18 protein-coding genes are annotated in these 19,276 nt (G+C 43.3%); 15 read left to right on the forward strand and 3 right to left on the reverse strand.

The window, feature by feature from the left end:
* The 11 genes from N8M93_RS15475 to N8M93_RS15525 form a co-directional block, all read left to right on the forward strand.
* Positions 1 to 887: HpaII family restriction endonuclease (locus N8M93_RS15475; protein ID WP_261133330.1), on the forward strand; the 887-nt coding region annotated here is incomplete at its 5' end.
* Positions 888 to 894: 7 nt separating this feature from the next.
* Positions 895 to 1,278 (forward strand): Swt1 family HEPN domain-containing protein, encoded by a 384-nt coding sequence (locus N8M93_RS15480; protein ID WP_261133332.1) that lies wholly within the window; start codon positions 895 to 897, stop codon positions 1,276 to 1,278.
* A gap of 474 nt (positions 1,279 to 1,752) precedes the next feature.
* Positions 1,753 to 2,481, forward strand: a complete 729-nt coding sequence (locus N8M93_RS15485; RefSeq protein ID WP_261133334.1) for a MurR/RpiR family transcriptional regulator — start codon at positions 1,753 to 1,755, stop codon at positions 2,479 to 2,481.
* Between the two features lie 136 nt (positions 2,482 to 2,617).
* On the forward strand, positions 2,618 to 4,582 hold the full coding sequence (gene mngA / locus N8M93_RS15490) for a PTS 2-O-a-mannosyl-D-glycerate transporter subunit IIABC (protein ID WP_261133336.1): 1,965 nt from the start codon (positions 2,618 to 2,620) through the stop codon (positions 4,580 to 4,582).
* Positions 4,583 to 4,601: 19 nt separating this feature from the next.
* Complete coding sequence (mngB, locus tag N8M93_RS15495) at positions 4,602 to 7,208, forward strand: mannosylglycerate hydrolase (protein WP_261133338.1); 2,607 nt, start codon at positions 4,602 to 4,604, stop codon at positions 7,206 to 7,208.
* A gap of 118 nt (positions 7,209 to 7,326) precedes the next feature.
* Positions 7,327 to 7,914: a cupin domain-containing protein gene (locus tag N8M93_RS15500; RefSeq protein ID WP_261133340.1), complete on the forward strand. Its 588-nt coding sequence runs from the start codon at positions 7,327 to 7,329 to the stop codon at positions 7,912 to 7,914.
* A gap of 173 nt (positions 7,915 to 8,087) precedes the next feature.
* Positions 8,088 to 8,360, forward strand: coding sequence for a DUF2277 domain-containing protein (locus tag N8M93_RS15505; protein ID WP_261133566.1), 273 nt, complete (start codon positions 8,088 to 8,090; stop codon positions 8,358 to 8,360).
* Positions 8,361 to 8,709: 349 nt separating this feature from the next.
* A complete protein-coding gene (locus N8M93_RS15510; protein WP_261133342.1) occupies positions 8,710 to 9,054 on the forward strand; it encodes a PadR family transcriptional regulator in 345 nt (114 codons plus the stop codon).
* Positions 9,051 to 9,389: a DUF1048 domain-containing protein gene (locus N8M93_RS15515; protein WP_261133344.1), complete on the forward strand. Its 339-nt coding sequence runs from the start codon at positions 9,051 to 9,053 to the stop codon at positions 9,387 to 9,389. Before N8M93_RS15510 ends, N8M93_RS15515 begins: the two co-directional genes overlap by 4 nt.
* Before the next feature lie 271 nt (positions 9,390 to 9,660).
* A complete protein-coding gene (locus N8M93_RS15520; RefSeq protein WP_261133346.1) occupies positions 9,661 to 10,425 on the forward strand; it encodes an ABC transporter ATP-binding protein in 765 nt (254 codons plus the stop codon).
* Positions 10,422 to 11,171, forward strand: a complete 750-nt coding sequence (locus N8M93_RS15525) for an ABC transporter permease (RefSeq protein ID WP_261133348.1) — start codon at positions 10,422 to 10,424, stop codon at positions 11,169 to 11,171. Before N8M93_RS15520 ends, N8M93_RS15525 begins: the two co-directional genes overlap by 4 nt.
* 225 nt (positions 11,172 to 11,396) lie before the next feature.
* Here the strand turns inward: N8M93_RS15525 and N8M93_RS15530 are convergent, their stop codons facing one another.
* Together N8M93_RS15530 and N8M93_RS15535 are read right to left on the reverse strand one after the other, a co-directional pair.
* Positions 11,397 to 12,419 (reverse strand): sensor histidine kinase, encoded by a 1,023-nt coding sequence (locus N8M93_RS15530; RefSeq protein WP_261133350.1) that lies wholly within the window; start codon positions 12,417 to 12,419, stop codon positions 11,397 to 11,399.
* Positions 12,419 to 13,087 (reverse strand): response regulator transcription factor, encoded by a 669-nt coding sequence (locus N8M93_RS15535; protein WP_261133352.1) that lies wholly within the window; start codon positions 13,085 to 13,087, stop codon positions 12,419 to 12,421. The genes N8M93_RS15530 and N8M93_RS15535 overlap by 1 nt, the downstream gene beginning before the upstream one ends.
* A 184-nt stretch (positions 13,088 to 13,271) precedes the next feature.
* Between N8M93_RS15535 and N8M93_RS15540 the strand changes: the two genes are divergently transcribed.
* From N8M93_RS15540 to N8M93_RS15550, 3 genes are all read left to right on the forward strand, one after another.
* Positions 13,272 to 14,039, forward strand: coding sequence for an ABC transporter ATP-binding protein (locus N8M93_RS15540; protein WP_261133354.1), 768 nt, complete (start codon positions 13,272 to 13,274; stop codon positions 14,037 to 14,039).
* Positions 14,026 to 15,957: an ABC transporter permease gene (locus N8M93_RS15545; RefSeq protein ID WP_261133356.1), complete on the forward strand. Its 1,932-nt coding sequence runs from the start codon at positions 14,026 to 14,028 to the stop codon at positions 15,955 to 15,957. Before N8M93_RS15540 ends, N8M93_RS15545 begins: the two co-directional genes overlap by 14 nt.
* A 91-nt stretch (positions 15,958 to 16,048) precedes the next feature.
* The gene (locus tag N8M93_RS15550) at positions 16,049 to 17,209 is read left to right on the forward strand and encodes an MFS transporter (protein WP_261133358.1); all 1,161 of its coding nucleotides are present in this window, start codon (positions 16,049 to 16,051) and stop codon (positions 17,207 to 17,209) included.
* 23 nt (positions 17,210 to 17,232) lie between these two features.
* Here N8M93_RS15550 and N8M93_RS15555 read toward each other — a convergent pair whose 3' ends face one another.
* Positions 17,233 to 17,976, reverse strand: coding sequence for a class I SAM-dependent methyltransferase (locus tag N8M93_RS15555; protein ID WP_261133360.1), 744 nt, complete (start codon positions 17,974 to 17,976; stop codon positions 17,233 to 17,235).
* Positions 17,977 to 18,138: 162 nt separating this feature from the next.
* On the opposite strand from N8M93_RS15555, the gene N8M93_RS15560 reads away from it, so the two are divergent.
* A complete protein-coding gene (locus tag N8M93_RS15560) occupies positions 18,139 to 19,056 on the forward strand; it encodes an aldo/keto reductase family oxidoreductase (protein WP_261133362.1) in 918 nt (305 codons plus the stop codon).
* Positions 19,057 to 19,276: the final 220 nt, after the last annotated feature.

The raw sequence follows: 19,276 nt of genomic DNA on the forward strand, positions 1-19,276 counted from the left end.
ACGCTGAAGAATGTAAAGAAGTTTTTAAGGTTTCGATATCTGAATTTAAAAAGATGTCCGAGCATTTACTATCTATTATAAAAACTAGTCGAGGTTCGTTTTCTAATCATGAAATAGAACAATTTATGGATAACATATATTGTAAAACATTAAAAGCTAAATCTAGTGATAAGAGTGATATAAAGATAAAAGTACATGATATGCAGACTGGGTTACAACCAGTTTTAGGTTTTAGTGTTAAATCAAAACTTGGCAGTGCGTCAACTTTATTAAATGCAAATAAGGATAGCACAAATATTACTTATAAAGTTATTGGAAACTTAGATGATGAAAAAATAGAAGACATAAATAATATTAGTAGCAGATCTAAAATTAAAGATAGATTATCAAAGTTAAAGGAAATTGGCTGTGATCTTCAATATGTTGATATGAAAGGGGAAATGTTTAAACTTAATTTGCAATTAATAGATTCAAAGTTACCTGAAATTTTATCTTTTGTACTATTAAACTACTTTAATGGTGAAAGTAGTAAGTTAGAAGAACTGCTAGAAATAGTAAAAACAAATAACCCTTTACAATATAATAATAAATATAATCATGTTTTTTATGAATATAAATTTAAAAATTTTTTAACTGATGTAGCTTTAGGAATGACTCCCTCAACTTTTTGGACAGGTAAGTATGATGCAACAGGAGGTTACATAGTAGTAAGAGAAGATGGTGAAGTTGTTTGTTACCATATTTATAATAGAAATGAATTTCAAGATTATCTTCTAAAAAGCACAAAACTTGAATCTCCTAGCAGTTCAAGACATAAATATGGTTACCTTTACAAAAAACATAAACAAGTATTTATAGATTTAAATTTACAAATAAGATTTAAGTAGGTACAAAATGAGTTTAAATAAAGTAAATATTTCACAAATGCAAATAGCCTATAAAGAACTTTATATGCTTGAGAATTTATTAAGAAAATATGTTGTAACAGAATTAAATAGAAGATTGGGTCATAACTGGGAAAACAAAATAAAAAAATATAAATTAACGATAACAAAAAAAGAGTTTATAAAATTACATTTCCATGAACTATTGAGTTTTATAAGTTTCTTTAATAACTTATATTTTGATTTATCTGAAAAGTTAATACATGAACTAAAACAGCTTAATTTAATTAGAAATAAGATTGCTCATTGTACTTTACTAACTTCTTTAGAACAAGAAAAATTACATATTGTATACTTACAAGTATTAGATGAATTAAAAAGGGTGAGAAGATGACGGTAAATGATTTAGGGAAAATTCTAAAGACAATGTATAATAACACACCTACTGGTTATCAAGTAGCAAATATTCATTTCTTTGTAGTTAAATATGGTGAAATTATATTAAGGAATAATTATAGTGTTAGAGATATTATATATGCTTCAGGCCTGAAACAATCATATATGACAGAAGTAAATAAAGGGATTAAATTATCGAAGTATGTTATCCCGAAGTCCTAAGCTTACTTAAAAGATATCGGATTATAGCATAATATACATGCCTTTAGTTGTGATTTTATCGTAAATATAGATAAATCTTTTTCTTTATAAAAAGCAGGCCAATACCTGCTTTTTAATTAGGTTTTTTTGATCCATCTTTTTTTATTAAATCGTTTATTGTCCATAATAAGAAGACATATCAGTGAAGATTTCTCATGTTAAAATAAAACTTACTAAGATTTACTGTGCATTTGAAGGTGGTGGGGTATAGGTGAATTTAGAGGATCGAGCTCACAAATATGAATACAAACTAAATGATACGGATGATCAGATCATTGAGTTTATGTTGAATCATCGGGATCAGGTGATTGAGATGTCGATTCAGGCGTTGGCGAAGGAGTTGTTCACTGTTCCGAACACGATCACCCGGTTAACGAAGAAGCTTGGGTATGATGGTTTTTCTCAGTTGAAGAATGAACTGAAAGATGAATTGCGATTGATGAGTGAAGCGGAAGAGGGGACCATCCAATACAACATGAACCGGACGCTGGAGCTTATCGATCATGAGTTGATCCGTCAGGTGACGAAACAGATCCTCCAATCCCGAAACATCTACATTTTCGGGGTAGGGGACAACCTGCCATTCTGTGAAGTGCTCACCACCCATCTGAAAATCGGCGGGCAGACGGCGGATTATTTTTTACACCGTCATGATGCGGTTTATGCGATCAACCATGCAGGTAAACAGGACGTGCTGTTCTTGATCAGCATTTCCGGTGAGACAGATCAGATGATCGAAATGGCAGAGCTCGCAAGGGAAAAAGGGGTAACTGTCATATCTTTGACCCACTTTACCCGAAACCCGCTCCAAGAGAAAGCTGACTACAAATTATTTTTCTATTCTCCAAAAAAGATGCTCGAAAACTACAACATATCTGATAAAACACCGGTGATGATGGTGTTGCAACTGTTATCGAACGAGTTATGGGAAAACGTGTAATGTGTGTATAAATACACATGTAACCGTTTTCTTTTTGTTTGTTTGTGTAATAATATGAAGAAATTAAAGCGCTTCCTTTCTATGTGCTACCATGAACTCAATTTACTGACCTTATCGAAGAAGGGAGAGCAACACAGTGCGATTACAAACATTGACGTCACCCGAGTTGATCAGTACAGGTCAATCTTTCAACACGAAAGATGAAGTGATCCGGTACTTGGTCCGACAGTTGGGTGAAGCCGGAAAACTGAACTCAGAAGAAGCATTCTACCAGGCTGTGATGGAACGTGAAACGCAATCCCCGACAGGTTTTGAAGGCGGGCTCGCGATTCCGCATGGAAAGTCTGATGCTGTAAAAGAAGCGGCTTTTGCCGTAGCAACACTCCCGACTCCATTGGAAGATTGGGAGAGCATTGATGAAAACAACAAAGTCCAATTGGTGATTTTACTAGCGATACCGGATCGTGAAGCAGGTTCAACTCATCTGTCCTTACTATCCGAATTTACAACGAGACTCGCAGACCCGTCTTATATGGCTGGTTTGCTGAATGCCTCAACGAGCGAAGAGCTTTATCAGGCGTTGGATCAGAAGGAAGAGGAAAAGACTGCGACGTCTGATTCCTTCGAACGAACGATCCTTGCGGTAACGGCTTGTCCAGCAGGCATCGCCCATACGTACATGGCGGCAGAATCGCTCATTCGTGTCGGGAACGAGCTGGGTGTGAAGGTTGTCGTTGAAAAACAAGGCGCGAACGGCATTGAAGACGCACACTCGAAAGCGCAGATCCGTAAAGCGGATGCAGTCATTTTTGCAGCGGATGTTGCGGTGAAAAACCAGGAGCGTTTTGCTGGCTTGCCGCGGGTTACAACGTCTGTTGCGGCTCCTCTTAAAAATGCAGAGGGCATTTTGAAGCAAGCGATTGAAAAAGCGGAAAATGCAGGCGTCAATAACGCCCGACAAGAAGAAATCGATGACTCTTATGAAGAAGAACCTGAAAACAAACCGTTCAAAGTTGAAATCAAAGATTCGATCTTGACGGGTATTTCCTACATCATCCCGGTCATCGTCGCCGGTGGGATGACGCTGGCTTTTGCGGTCCTCATTTCGCAGGCATTCGGTCTGCAGGAACTCTATGAAACAGAAGGCTCATGGCTCTGGTTGTTCAGAGAGTTAGGCGGAACGTTGCTCGGAACGTTGATGGTGCCGATTCTGTCCGCTTACATGGCGTATTCGATCGGTGATAAACCGGCGCTCGGACCTGGTTTTGCAGCCGGGGTTTGTGCGAACTTGATCGGAAGCGGATTCCTCGGCGGTATGCTCGGTGGGTTCCTTGCTGGTTATATCATCAAGTTTTTGAAAAAGAACGTCCAGACGTCCGGAACGTTCTCTGGCTTTGTCAGCTTTTGGCTTTATCCGGTGTTAGGAACATTGTCCGTCGGTGCCATCATGCTGTTTGTCGTCGGCGAACCGCTCGCAGCACTGAACAGTGGTTTGATCAACTGGCTTGAAGGCATGTCTGGCGCGAATGCGATCCTGCTCGGCGCAATCATCGGAGCGATGGTGTCCTTCGACCTCGGCGGACCGGTGAACAAAGCCGCTTACACGTTCTGTATCGGTGCGATGGCGAGCGGAAACATCATGCCATATGCCGCGTTTGCATCGGTCAAAATGGTTTCTGCATTTGGTGTTACAGGAGCGACAATCTTTGGAAAGAAATATTTCACAGAACCGGAGCAGCAGGTCGGGAAGCAAACATGGCTCCTAGGTCTAGCAGGAATCACAGAAGGTGCGATTCCGTTCATGATCAATGATCCGCTCCGTGTCATACCATCCCTGATCGCAGGTTCCGCTGTGACAGGTGGGATTGTCGCTTTCTTCGATATTGGTTTGAACGTACCTGGAGCAGGCATCTTCTCGCTCGCACTCCTAGAAGGTCCAGCCCTGGTTGTAGCCGCTGGTATCTGGTTAGGTGCAGCATTGCTCGGTGCCTTCATCTCGATGGTGCTATTGATCATCACACGGAAAAATAAATTGAAGAAACAGCCAGATACGAAAGAAGAACGTGAAGAAGCACAAATGCAAGCAATCGCAAATTCATAAACAGAGGTAGGTTTTCACATTGAAACAAGTCCACATCGTGCCTCATATGCACTGGGATCGTGAATGGTATTTTTCAACCGAAGAATCACGGATCCTGCTCGTGAACAATATGGAAGAAATCATGGAACGTCTGGAGAATGACCCGGATTATCCGTACTATGTGTTAGATGGCCAGACGTCCATTTTAGAAGATTATTTTGCCGTAAAACCTGAAAATAAAGAGCGGGTGAAAAAGCTCGTCCAGGAAGGGAAGCTGATTGTCGGTCCATGGTATACCCAGACGGATGAAATGGTGGTCGGCGGCGAATCGATCGTCCGTAATCTGTTGTATGGGCTCAAAGACAGCAAGGAATTCGGGGATCCGATGATGATCGGCTATCTTCCCGATTCGTTCGGACAGTCGGCTCAGATGCCCCAGATCCTGAATGGTTTTGGTATTGAACGCAGCATGTTCTGGCGCGGGACGTCTGAACGTCACGGAACCGATCGGACTGAATTTTACTGGAAATCGGATGACGGATCGAAAGTCCTCGTTCAGCTCTTACCGCTCGGGTATGCGATCGGGAAGTATCTGCCTGAAGAGGAGGAAGCGTTGAAAGAGCGGATGGACAAGTATTTTGGTGTCCTTGATAAAGGCGCGACTTCCGACCATCTGCTTGTCCCGAATGGGCATGATCAGATGCCGATCCAGCAGAACATCTATCCGGTCATGGAAAAATTGAAAAAGCTCTACCCGGACCGTGACTTCTTTTTAAGCAAATTTGAAAATGTGTTCGACGCGATCGAGGCTGAGGATCTGCCTGAAATCGAAGGGGAATTCCTCGATGGCAAATACATGCGTGTCCATCGGAGCATCTTTTCAACACGGGCGGACATTAAAGCGGCCAACACTCGGGTTGAGAATAAAATTACGAATATCTTAGAGCCGCTAGCGGCCATCGCTTATAAGCTCGGGTTTGAGTACCACCATGGTTTGATCGAGCTGATCTGGAAAGAGATCATGAAGAACCATGCGCATGACAGCATCGGCTGCTGTTGCTCGGATAAAGTCCATCAGGAAATCGCGAACCGGTTGTTCCTGGCGGAAGAAAAGACCGATCAGTTGATTGAATTTTATAAGCGGAAGATCGTTGATGCGATGGAAACAGACCAGGAAGACGACCGATTGACGGTATTCAATCTACTTCCATATGAACGGGAAGAAGTGATGACGACAGACGTGATCACGAAGAACGGCGCTTTCCGATTAGTCGATGAACATGGCGAAGAGCAAGAATTTGAAGTGGTCCATTCGGAAGAAATCGATCCAGGGCTCATAGACCGTCAGATCGTCCACTACGGAAACTATGAAACATTCATGAAGTATACGATCCAGTGGAAGGGCAATGTTCCGGCGATGGGCTACCGCACCCTGTTTGTCATAAACGAAGAGCGTGAGATGACAAACACGATTGAACAGAAAGATGTTGTCGATACTGATTACTTCACGATTTCCGTCAATCCAAATGGCACGTTGAAAGTGCTGGATAAACGGACGGAGCAGCATTTCGATCAAGTGCTTCTTCTTGAAAATGGAGGAGACGACGGGGACGAGTATGATTATTCACCACTGCCGGATGAAGAGCTTATCTATTCTGATTCTGTAGATGCGAGGGTGGAAATCGCGAAAAATGCGTATGAGGGAACGATTGCAATCGACTATTCCTTCGACGTTCCAGAAGATCTGGAAAGCAGAAAACGTGGAGCGCTCGATAGTAAGGTGGATGTATCGTTCCGCATAACAGTGCCGAATGACAAGCCACGAATCGAGATTTCCTGTGAGCTGGACAACCAGGCGAAGGATCACCGGCTGCGCGCGTATGTTCCAACAGGCTTGCAATCTTCTTTTTCAGTATCAGACAATCAGTTCGGGTCTATCAAACGACCGGTGTATGATGAGGCGATGGATGTTTGGGAAGAGGAGAACTGGAGTGAACGTCCGGACCCGATCTATCCGATGTTGAGTTATGTCGGGCTCTCGAACAACGACTACGGGGTAAGCGTGTTGACGAATAGTATCCGAGAATACGAAATTGTCGGGGAAGACTATGGTACGATCGCGATCACGCTGTTCCGAAGTATCGGATATATTGGAAAAGCAGAAATGATCCGACGACCAGGCCGACCATCAGGGATCAAAATGCCGACGCCTGACTCGCAAATGCTAGGGAAATTGAAACTCGAGTTTGCGATCTTCTCGCATGAAGGGACGACGCTTGAAGCGAATGTAGGAAGAGCAGCGAAAGAATATCTGACACCGCTTGTAGCATATAACAAGATCCCTTATAACGCGATGAAGCTGAATGCCTCGGAAAATCGGACACCGTTGAGTTATACATTGCTTCAGGAAGAAGAGCCGAAAGCTGTACTCAGCACGTTGAAAAAAGCAGAGGACGAAGATTCGCTGGTGATGCGGATGTTCAATGCAACAGAGGGAGAAATCGAAACAGATTACCAGATTGATGGGGTCGAAGAAGCGGCACTCGTCAATCTGAATGAAGAACTGATACAAGAACTTAGGCTGAATGATAATGCAATAACAGTAGAACTTAAACCCAATCAGGTACAATCTATCAAAATCAAATAACTCCAAGACCGCAAGTGATTTCACTATCATATGCGGTCTTTTTACATACACGAGTTGACCACTGGGTGAATACCATGCCTATAGAGTTTTTCGAGTAAATTGAGGGGAAGAAAAATCTATGGCTTATCTTGATTACACGTCTCCTAGGGCTCAGTATGCTTTTGATGTGAATACCAGTCCTTTGTTCAAGAAAGATAACCGGAACTTCATTAACATCTTGGGGATCAAGCAGCTGAATACATTGGAAAACGTGTCGTTGCTGGACATTTTCATGAGTACAAACAATGTCGTCGAACCACATTATCATCAAAACGCCGCAGAGCTCGTCTATTGTATTTCGGGAGCTGCTGCTGTATCGATGCTCAATCCATATACGAAACGAATCCAAAATTATCGGATTAGACCGGGTCAAGTGGCGAATGTTCCCCATGGCTGGTGGCATTATGAAGTTGCCCTGGTGGATGACACGCATCTTTTAGCGATATTCAATGCACCGACTCCAGAGGTCATTCTAGGCTCGGATATCTTACACTTCACGCCAGCGAACATCATGGCGCATACGTATTGTATGGATGAAAACCAATGGAAGCAGGTTACCCATCCAGTCAAGCCATCGACCTATATCGGTCCGTACAAGGATTGCAATCGGCCGCAGCAGAGTCATCCCGGTTATGGTCAGCAGTACCGGCAGTATCCGCAATATTGAGGGTCGTTCAAACTAATGTTTCTTGCTGGTTTGCGTTTTTTGTATGAGAATAACAAAGGAAATTAGAAAAATATGTTAAAGTAAAAAATAGAGTTCCTTTTTAAATAAGAAAAGGACAGTGAGGATCCCTTGTGGAATGGAATGTAGGAAAAGAAAACATAAAGGAGAATTTTATGTGCCGAAACATTAGAACACTATTTAATTTCGACCCACCAGCAACCGATGAAGAGATTCATGCAGCAGCTATTCAGTACGTAAGAAAGATATCGGGCTATAACAAGCCATCAAAAGCGAACGAGGATACGTTTAATAACGCAGTCAATGAAGTAGCAAGGATTACTAAGAATTTATTAGACACTCTACAAACCAGTGCAGAACCTCGCAATCGTGAGGTTGAAGCTGAGCGTGCTCGTGTCAGAACAGCTAAAAGGTTTGGTACAAGTTAGAGGAATAAAGAATAGGAAAGAGTTAAAGATTAAGGGCTGCTTTCCTATAATAAGTTATCCTACAATCGGGTGCTTAAATGAAATAAACACAAGGGAACTTCTAAAAATGGAAGTTCCCTTAATTTTGGTTAAAAATCAACAATATTATATACATAGCCAAAAAATTAAAAAAACATGAAAAAGCATGTGGAACGAAACCACATGTTTTTTTATTGACGAAAAATTATTGACAAACGACACTAATATGTAATACTATATACTGGTAGTGAGTAATACTAAATACCAGTAAACAAAATTCCTGTAATACAGAGTACTGAAAAATATAGCCGAATTACTAATGGAGGAAAATATGGATAATTTCAGAGAAATGATGAAAGGGGTGCTTGAGGGTTGTGTACTTGAGATCATCAGCCGTGGCGAAACTTACGGCTATGAAATCACGCAACAGCTACGAGAACTTGGTTTCACTGAGGTGGTTGAAGGCACTGTTTACACGATTACCATGCGGCTTGAGAAAAACAATCTGGTGGACATCGAGAAAAAGCCATCCACGATGGGACCGCCGAGAAAATTTTACACACTCAACGCAGCAGGTCAAGAGCATCTAGAAACGTTTTGGAGAAAATGGGAATTCGTCTCAAGCAAAGTTAACGAACTCAAATCTAAAAATATCAAAAGGGGAGAGGTAAAATGAGTATTTTTGAAAAAATTATCGGAAGTCTGGATGACAAGCGGGAATGGCGAGCGATGGAGGCGCGTGCGAAGGCACTTCCAAGTGAGTACTACAATGCTTACAAAGCAATCCAAAAGTATATGTGGACCACCGGTGGCCCCTCTGACTGGAGGGATGTGAGCCGTATCTTTAACGGTATTCTCGACCTCTTCGAGCAAGGTGCAGCGGAAGGCAAGAAAGTCACTGACCTCACGGGTGAGGACGTGGCCGATTTCTGTGACGAACTAGTGAAGGACGAAAAATCTTGGAAAGACAAATATCGCACGAAGTTGAACGATAGGATTGGTCGTGGTTAACGACGAAATTCTAGTGTATTTTCGTATAGCACCGACACTAACGGCGCAAACCCGAAAATTTTGTTCAGATTGCATCATAGTATCATGACGCGATCAGGGAAAAACAAAATCAATAGATCATACCGTCTGAATAGCTGGTTACAAATGTGAATTGCCACCATCACTATTCAGTTCTATTTTTCGCTCGGTACTAAGTAATACAGATTATAAGTAATACTAAGTAGAAGGATATAGGTAATGTAGCTTTATTTACTATAAGGAGGAAAAAAGGATGAGCAATGCTGTGATTTCTGTAAAGGGGTTAAAGAAATCTTTTAAAAACCAGGAAGTTTTAAAGGGGGTGGATTTTGAGGTGAAGCGTGGCGAAATTTTCGCACTGCTGGGCTCAAATGGTGCAGGTAAGACTACGACGGTCAACATCCTCTCGACGCTGATGAAGCCCGATGGCGGCGAAGCAGGTATTTGCGGTTTTAACGTCCAACGTCAACCGGATCATGTCCGCCAGAGCATCAGCCTTACAGGGCAGTTCGCTGCTTTAGACGGTATGCTCACCGGACGGGAAAACCTGATGATGATCGCCAGGTTACGGGGAGTTTCGAATCCCGCTCAAGTGGCTGACAATCTGCTAGCAAGATTCAGCTTGAACGATGCTGCCAACCGCCGTGCCGACATGTATTCTGGCGGGATGAAGCGCCGGCTTGACATCGCCATGAGTCTAATCGGGACGCCAGCAGTCATTTTTCTCGATGAACCGACGACAGGACTTGACCCCGAAGCGAGGATTGAAGTTTGGCATACTATCAAGGAGCTTGCCGGCGGCGGAACGACCATCTTGCTGACAACCCAGCACTTGGAGGAAGCCGAACAACTTGCCGACCGTATCGCCATCCTGCATGGGGGAAAAATCATCACAACCGGTACCCTTACCGAACTTAAGGAGATGTTCCCGCCAGCAAAAATGGAGTACATCGAGAAGCAGCCGACATTGGAGGAAATTTTCCTCGCAATCATCGGCAAAAAGGAGGAGATGAAATGAAAAGTAAAACAGTGGTATTACTTGGGCGTTTAATGCGCAACATCATTCGGAGTCCGGATACGATTATCACGGTGGCGATTACGCCGATTATGCTGCTTCTGCTGTTTGTCTACGTATTTGGCGGTGCCATAGAGACAGGAACGGACAACTATGTCAATTATTTATTGCCGGGAATCTTGCTGATAACTATCGCATCCGGCGTCGCTTACACTTCCTTGCGGCTGTTTACGGATGTAAAGAGCGGGTTGATGGCGCGTTTCGTTACGATGCCCATCAAGCGCTCGTCGGTATTGTGGGCTCACGTATTGACTTCACTTTTTTCCAATACGCTTACTGTCGTGGTGGTTATCCTAGTCGCGTTCTTGATAGGTTTCCGTTCCAGCGCTGATATTCTGGATTGGATCGTAGTTGCTGGGATCCTCGGGTTGTTTACGCTAGCATTGACATGGCTGGCGGTCATTCCCGGATTGACAGCGGGGTCTATGGAAGGGGCAACTGCCTACTCGTACCCGCTGATTTTCCTGCCGTTTATCAGTTCGGCTTTTGTCCCCACCGAAACCATGCCTAAAATTGTCCGTGCCTTCGCCGAGAATCAGCCTGTGACTTCAATCGTGAATGCGATTCGTGCCCTTTTGTATGAAGGAACTGTTGGCAACGATATCTGGACCGCGCTTGCCTGGTGCGTCGGCATCATGGCCATCGCTTACTTCTTCGCCAGTAATGAATTTAAACGCCAGGTAAAGTAAGTACGCCATTATCGGTTATCGTTCCTTAAGTTAATGACATTGAACTATTCTTTTTAATTTCTCCGCCTGCGAAAGAGCACTATCTGCTGTAGAGGTCGGGGGTTAGTCACCCCCTCCTACTGAATTCCTTTGAGGATTTTGATTGCAAACGGACCCGAATTCACATCACAATACATAGGAATTTAGGTAACAATATCGAAAGTTGTCTTTTTTAAAATGACTTATTCACGGAAAATGATAGTAGTTTCGAATTTTAGGGAAATGGATGATCAACTTGGTGTATTGTCCTTCTACCGAGTCAATCGACAAGGAATGGCCAAGTTTGTTTGCAAGCTGTTCTGCAAGATATAATCCCATTCCCGTCGATTTCGTATGGTTTCTTCCAATTGATCCGGTAAATCCCTTTTCAAAGACCCGTTGGAGGTCCTCCGGCTTGATCCCCATCCCATCATCTTCAATCAAAAGTCTTCTTTCCTGTTGGTCTTCTTCAAAGGAAACGGCGATCATCCCGCCTTCGTTTGTGTATTTCAGTGCATTTACAATGATTTGGTCAATGACGAATCCCAGCCATTTGCTATCGCTATGTACGCTCAATATTTGTTCATCCATTTGAAATTCGATATGTTTATTGATGAATGGTTTCGCATATTTTTTAATGCTCTTTTTCACGACACTATTCACTTCGATTTCGGTAATGAAGTAGTCTTTGGAGAACGAATCGATCCTTGAATAGTAAAGCGCTTGTTCTACATCATCATCGATCTTGTCAAGTTCGTCCTCAAACCAATCCACAAGGACATCCTTCGCCAGATCATCACTGTTTTCAATGAGAAGACGGGAAGCGGCGATCGGGAGTTTAATTTCATGTATCCAGGAAAGGATGAATTCCTGCTGGTCCCGCTTTTCGTCATATAATCTTTGAAGCTGTCGATTGTAATCTTTATGCAACTGGTCCAAAAGCTCAAGGGAAATCTTCTGTGCGTTATTCTGGGGATCCGGCATCACTAACAGTTCCATTTGATCAGTTTCACAGTTCTGCTTCAGAGCATTGTAAAATTTCCTCCGGTAAAGATAACCGATCACAATATAGAGCACTAGAAATAGAAGGCAGCTGACGTTTGTATAGATGATGTTCGTCCATTCGCCTTTTTCTTGGCTTAGAAACATCATCAACGTAACAAAGGCTATGATGAGAAAATAAAAGCAAAAGAAGTAGCGTTTGTCTTTCAAATAGTCGAGGAAGCTCATTAGATGATGTAACCTTCTCCCTTTTTTGTCATAATAAAATCATCCTTCCCGAGGTCCGCGAGCTTCTTCCGTAAACGAGTGATGTTCACCGTCAGCGTATTGTTGTCGACGAAACTTTCGTCTTTCCATAAATTGCGCATGATCTTCGTTCTGGTGACGACCGTCCCTTTATGCTGCATTAATTGCTTCAGGATTGTAAATTCTGTCTTGGTCAATTCTGCTGTTCGTTCAGCATAATGGACATCCCAATCGTTCAGATTCAAAACGACCCCATCATGTTCAATCACATTCGGTTCTGTTTCAAGGTAGGAGTAGGAACGGCGTAGAAGGGCATTGATCTTCGCCATCAGGACATCGAAATCAAATGGCTTCTGGATGAAATCATCTCCACCCATATTCATGGCCATCACCATATCCATCGGTGTATGTCTCGATGAAATGAAGATGATCGGCACCTTGGATACTTCTCTGATTCTATTGCACCAATAAAAACCATCATAGGTTGGTAGATTAATATCCAACAGGATGATATGGGGTTGCTCATTAAGATAATCGTCCAATACATGATTGAATTTATCCAGCATCACAACTTCAAAGTTCCATTTTCGAATCGATTCGGATAAAAGTCGTCGCACAGTCGGTTCATCTTCCACAATCATGATTTTCATCTCGTACCTCCTACCTGCCTAAAACTGAGACTTGTTGGTTATATCTTATCTGAAAATACGAAGGGCTGCATCATGGTGACAAAAATGTAAGGATTACCGTCTTTACTGTAAGTTTGAATCATGACACCTTACTATACAATGTAATCATAACAGCGAATGCTCAACTGTAATGGAGGAGAATGAAATGAAAACGATTATAGAGGCCACACACATCAAAAAAATATATGGTGGGAAAGGCAATGTCTTCACTGCACTGGACAATATCGATCTAAAGGTCCGTCAAGGGGAATTTGTCAGTATTATGGGACCGTCTGGTGCGGGGAAATCTACTTTACTGAATGTTCTTGCGACCATCGATCAACCCACATCTGGAGAGATCACCATAGATGGAGAGAAAATCACGAATTTGGGAGAGAAGCAGCTGTCCGCTTTTAGAAGGGATAAACTAGGGTTTATTTTTCAAGATTACAACTTGCTGGATACCTTGACGATAAAAGAAAACATCATTCTTCCGTTAGCGCTGGCGAAAATGAATGTAAAAGAGCTTGAAAGCAGGGTTGAAAAGGTTGCGGATACATTTGGGATTCGTCCGATTCTAGAGAAATATCCGTACCAAATCTCCGGAGGACAGAAGCAGCGTACAGCAGCCTCACGGGCAATCGTGACAAAGCCAAGTTTGATTCTTGCCGATGAACCAACAGGGGCGCTCGATTCGAAATCAGCGACCGATTTGCTGGAAAGCCTGAAATCGTTAAGTGAGCAAGATCAAGCGACAATTCTGATGGTTACGCATGATGCATATGCCGCTAGCTACAGCCAGCGCGTTCTCTTCATCCAGGATGGTAAACTGTTTACAGAGCTTGTTAAAGGACAATCGACCCGCAAAGAATTCTTTGACAAAGTGCTGGATGTCTTATCCGCACTCGGAGGTGGGTCGCATGACATTAGTTAGTCTCGCTAAGAAAAATATTAAAGGAAATTTGAACAATTACGTGATTTACTTCGTTTCTTTGATCTTCAGCATCATCATCTATTATACGTTCGTATCCTTGCAGTTCAGTGAGAAGATCCAGGACAGTATAGAACTGTCGGAAGCAATGGATTTTATGTTCATGGTTTCCTCTGCAATCCTGATTTTGTTTATTGCTATTTTTGTTTTATATTCAAATGCGTTCTTTATGAGAAGAAGGAAACGGGAAGTCGGGCTCTACTCGATGCTCGGATTGAGAAAGCAAACGATTGGGAGAATGTTATTTTACGAGAATCTTCTGATGGGTCTGTTTGCGCTCGTCATTGGAATAATACTCGGCACCTTTCTTTCCAAGTTGTTTTCGATGATTTTGATCAAGCTCATGGGATCAACCGTGGAGATCGACTTCAGCATCTCACTTCCAGCGATTCTGCAAACGTGTATGGTGTTTATGATCATCATCTTATTTACGTCCATCCAGGGATATCGCCTCATCTATCGCTTCAAACTGATTGAATTGTTCCATGCTGAGAAAAAAGGGGAGAAGGCGCCGGAAAGTTCCTTTGTATCGGCCATCATCGGGGTGATCCTGCTTGCACTAAGTTATGGGCTGATCCTGAGGGAATTTCCTTCTGAATTGACAGGCGGGTATCTGTTGAAAAATTACGGTGTTGCTTTCATTGCACTGGTGATCGGCACGCATCTGTTTTTCCGTTCGGTCACCATCTACTTATTGAAGCTCGCTCAAAAAAATCGGGGAAGATATTACAGAGGGACGAATCTGATTCAAGTTTCCCAACTATTGTTCCGGATCAAAGGGAATGCACGTACATTTACGACCATTGCTCTGTTGAGTGCTGCGACCATCAGTTTCTTTGCTGCAACATACAGCGGGTATTATGGGAATGAAAAAAGTTCGAGGGAGGATGTCCCATTCAGCTTCACCCACGAGTCAAAAGGGGAGAAAGTGGATGCTGAGATCAAGGAGATCATCGCTTCAGATCAAGAGCACCCGATCCAAGCACAAATCGACATACCGGTGTTACAAGCAACTGGAGAGCCGTCGTTTTCGATGGATTATGAATTGAATCCGATCAAACTGATTTCTGAAACGACATTCAATACAGCGGCACAAGCATTGGGTCGCGATGAAAACATACAAGTGACAAAGAATGAAGCAGTGGTCATTAAGCCGAGGCTGACCAAGTATACTTCTTCCGACTTTAAAGGAAAAAACATATCCTTGCAGCTCCACGATATAAATAACCTGGAACTGGTCAGTATGGTAGAAGGGAGTATTCTGCCATTTGATTATCCGGATTTCTTTGTGATCATCAGTGATGAATTATTCAATGGGATCGCTGAAAAGAAATCACCGACGTTTTATAAAGCTTATGAGGTGGAAGATGAAATCACTGCAAGAGCAACGTCCAATAAACTGAATGCGATGATTAAGGATGATTTTCAAGTTAATGCTTCTTTCTATACCGAGTATAAAGAAGGGAAGGAAGGGAATGCACTGAACTTATTCATCTTTGGATTCCTGGGCCTTGTCTTTTTGGCAGCGACGGGGAGCACCATTTACTTCAGACAGCTGACGGATGCGAATGAAACCAAAGGCAACTACGAAATCTTAAGGAAGATCGGGGTGAGCCAAAAGGACATTCTGAAAACGATTCGAAAGCAGATGTTATTTGTTTTTGGACTGCCGCTTACAATCGGCATCATCCATAGCAGTGTCATCATGAAATTCATCAGCAATTTCTTATCCAATCTGATTGGAGCTAGTCTCATAGTACCAATCATCACCGCAATGGTTGCGTTTGTTGTGATTTTTATCAGCTATTATTTCTTAACCGTATCTACGTACAACAACATCGTAAATAAGATGAAATATTAACTCCTTTTAGTAATCATCTAAAAAGGAACCAGTCAAACTCAGCATGTCTCTTTTTCGATTTCGTTCATACACTTATGGTGGAGGCGATTTTATGGACGAGAGAAGAAGAGGCATGGCTGCGATTTTCACGGTGCTTTTCCTGGTGTCGTTGAGCTTACATATCCAGTATCCGATTTTCACGCCTTATGCAATTGCGCTTGGGGCGACGAGCTTCTTTGTGAGTATAATGATGAGTATGTCTTCCTTCGCGAACATGTGTGGGAACTTGATTGCAGGTCCTTTGATCGATTTCTTCGGGAAGAAGAAGTTCATTGTCGTGCCGTTGTTTTTATCGGGCTTATTAATGATGGCACACGGCGTTGCAGCGAATCCTGACGTGTTATTGGTGTTACGTTTGTTCAATGGGCTTGTCCTTGCGTTCATGACTCCGGCTTGTTTTGCGCTGTTGTCCGGCTATGCGAAGAACAGTCATCAACAGGGAAAGTATATGGCGTTCAACGGGCTGCTGATGACGATTGCACATATTCTTTCACCAACGATCGGTGGGTATCTGGTGGAAATCGTCAATTATCAGGGTACCTATTTCCTTATCGGTGGATGTATCCTTATCACTGCCCTCATCGCACTATTGTACGTCAGGGAATTCGAACCGGTCATCGTTCATAAAAAAGAGCTGGCTGACAGCGGAGGACTGAAGCTGGATCGGCATCTGCTGATGATCTATTTCGTCGCTTTTTCGTTGATGTACGCGCAAGGGACTCTCGGATATGAGCTGCCGTTTTTAGTGGTGGAAAAAGGGATGTCGACGAGTGATGCCGGAAAGTTGTTCAGCTATATCGGGGTCGGTACGCTCGTCATCGTCTGTATGACGTGGATCAACCGGATTTCCGCGTTGCTGCGCACGGGGTTCGGCATGATCGTGTTGGCCGCGTGCTTTTATCAGATGGTGGTTCCATTCACTCCCCTTAGCCTCGGGCAAGTGTTGTTCGTCCTCGGAATCGGATTGGGGATCTTGTTCCCAGCCATCACAACCTTGATCACTGAGAAAATCGATAAAACAAAACATGGCACCGCCTTTGGCATTCTGTCTGCTGTTTTTTCGCTAGGCGTTATCGCAAGTTCACTTACTGCCGGTGCGGTCCGCGATTTCATTTCACCTTACTTCATCGCGTTTATCGTGGTTGGGGCCGCGATCACGGTCATTGGATGGCAGGGAATGGGACATAAAGAAAAAACAATCGTGTCCAATTAGAAAAAGCTCCTTAACCGGAGCTTTTACTCTGCTTTTTTCTTTCCAGATACGATGATGACTGGCGGGAACATGGAGAAATAAAATTGTGATTTCTCTACATCTGTCAAGCCAGCCTTTGCCAGGATTGCTGGGTATTCCTCGACATACATGAAATCCATGATCGCCACTAGGCCACCTGGTTTTAGGACACGGGCGATTTCTTCTAGGGCTTTTTGTCTGTGGTCTGGATCAGGTATCGTATGGATCGTAAGGCTTGAAGCGACCGCGTCGAATGTTTCGTCTTCAAATGGGAGGTTACGTGCATCTGCGGTTTGGATCTCCACCCGGTCTTTGACACCTTCTGTCTTTGCGTTTTGTAAGGTGGTTTCAGGTGCATTTCGGTTCCGCTTATCACTCCAAGTGTCGATACCGATGACTTTCCCTCCAGATACTTGCTTCGCTAATGAATTCATCAGGAAACCTCTGCCACATCCAACATCCAGGACCATATCGTCTTTTTTCAAATTCAACTTACCGAACATATCGTTGACAACACGGCCTTGTCCTTTTTTGCTGCTTAATGTCATCCAGGTCGACTCTCCATAGCTGATAATGGTGATGGCAAGAAAGATGAATGATACAATTGTCCATACGAGACCATCTAATTGAAAAAGAAAAATCGCCGCGATCAATAGGATGCTGCCGAGCACCCACATGATCTTGACCTCTCGGATCCCTTCGATTCCATAATCCGCTTTATTCGCGACGGCATAGCTCGGTTTGGACATTCCGTTTCGCCTCCTCGAAGTCATGAATTGGTTAATTCGAGTTTATCATAGATTCGTAGGGCTTGGCTGTCATTGGCTTTACTGGTTAAAAGCAGAGTGATAGCAGTCAGCGGAATCATAGTGTTAGAATAGACACATTACTACGCTAAAGAGGTGTTCTTTTTGAAGAAAATCAAGTTAGGGAACAGTGGTCTGGAAGTTGGCGAGGTTTCATTAGGCTGTATGCGGATGAGTTCACTTTCTAAAGATGATGCGAGACATGTGATTGAAAATGCGATGGAGCATGGCATCGAGCTATTCGACCATGCTGATATTTATGGTGGCGGGGAATCGGAGTCCGTTTTTGCAGATGCAATCGGCATGAATCCTTCTGTCCGTGAAAAGATGATACTCCAGACGAAATGCGCGATTCGTAAAGGGTTTTATGATTATTCGAAAGAGCATATCCTTAGTTCAGTGGAAGGCAGCCTGAAGCGTTTGAAAACAGATTACATCGATATCTTCCTGCTTCACCGACCGGACGCCCTGATGGAGCCAGAGGAAGTAGCGGAAGCGTTCAATGAGCTGAAGGAAAGCGGGAAGGTCCAGCATTTCGGTGTCAGTAACCACAATTCGATGCAGATTGAACTTTTAAAAAGATCTCTGGATCAAGATCTGATCATTAACCAGATGCAATTCAGCCTCATGCATACGCCGATGATCGATGCAGGAATCAATGTGAATATGCAAAATGAAGGTGCAGTCATGCGGGAGGGTGGCATACTGGAGTACAGCCGTTTGAACAATATGACGATCCAGGCATGGTCTCCGTTCCAATACGGGATGATCGAAGGACCGTTCGTCGGGAATGAGGACTACCCGGAAGTGAATGCAAAACTGCAGGAGCTTGCTGAAAAATACAGTGTGACCGATTCTGCGATCGCGATAACATGGATCCTACGTCACCCAGCCAAAATTCAGCCGGTTGTCGGTAGTATGAATCCGCAACGCATGGCGGATATCGCAAAAGCTTCTCATATCGAATTGACACGAGAAGAATGGTACGAGCTTTATCGTACAGCAGGGAATAATTTGCCGTAAAGTTTTGAACCCCACACATCCTGATGTGGGGTTGTTTTTTTAGATGAACCGAACATCTAACGGACACCAGAGACGTTATTTGTGGAAATCCACACAATTTCAGGGACGTAACGGACACCAGCGCTCTTATTTACCTAAATCAGTTGAAAAAACAGGCTCTTTTGGCAAAATAGCGTCTCTCATGTCCGTTAGATTACAAAATGGCCTGGTTTTGACCCGA

Source organism: Bacillus sp. Marseille-Q3570 (assembly GCF_946151055.1).
Taxonomy (GTDB): Bacteria; Bacillota; Bacilli; order Bacillales; family Fictibacillaceae; genus Pseudalkalibacillus.

Bases quoted from the DNA above. Each gene is read 5' to 3' on its own strand.
- N8M93_RS15535 (WP_261133352.1), bottom strand. From the start codon at position 13,087: ATGAAAATCATGATTGTGGAAGATGAACCGACTGTGCGACGACTTTTA.
- N8M93_RS15520 (WP_261133346.1), top strand. From the start codon at position 9,661: ATGAGCAATGCTGTGATTTCTGTAAAGGGGTTAAAGAAATCTTTTAAA.
- N8M93_RS15510 (WP_261133342.1), top strand. From the start codon at position 8,710: ATGGATAATTTCAGAGAAATGATGAAAGGGGTGCTTGAGGGTTGTGTA.
- N8M93_RS15515 (WP_261133344.1), top strand. From the start codon at position 9,051: ATGAGTATTTTTGAAAAAATTATCGGAAGTCTGGATGACAAGCGGGAA.
- N8M93_RS15550 (WP_261133358.1), top strand. From the start codon at position 16,049: ATGGACGAGAGAAGAAGAGGCATGGCTGCGATTTTCACGGTGCTTTTC.
- N8M93_RS15530 (WP_261133350.1), bottom strand. From the start codon at position 12,419: ATGAGCTTCCTCGACTATTTGAAAGACAAACGCTACTTCTTTTGCTTT.
- N8M93_RS15480 (WP_261133332.1), top strand. From the start codon at position 895: ATGAGTTTAAATAAAGTAAATATTTCACAAATGCAAATAGCCTATAAA.
- N8M93_RS15500 (WP_261133340.1), top strand. From the start codon at position 7,327: ATGGCTTATCTTGATTACACGTCTCCTAGGGCTCAGTATGCTTTTGAT.
- N8M93_RS15540 (WP_261133354.1), top strand. From the start codon at position 13,272: ATGAAAACGATTATAGAGGCCACACACATCAAAAAAATATATGGTGGG.
- N8M93_RS15555 (WP_261133360.1), bottom strand. From the start codon at position 17,976: ATGTCCAAACCGAGCTATGCCGTCGCGAATAAAGCGGATTATGGAATC.
- N8M93_RS15505 (WP_261133566.1), top strand. From the start codon at position 8,088: ATGTGCCGAAACATTAGAACACTATTTAATTTCGACCCACCAGCAACC.
- N8M93_RS15525 (WP_261133348.1), top strand. From the start codon at position 10,422: ATGAAAAGTAAAACAGTGGTATTACTTGGGCGTTTAATGCGCAACATC.
- N8M93_RS15545 (WP_261133356.1), top strand. From the start codon at position 14,026: ATGACATTAGTTAGTCTCGCTAAGAAAAATATTAAAGGAAATTTGAAC.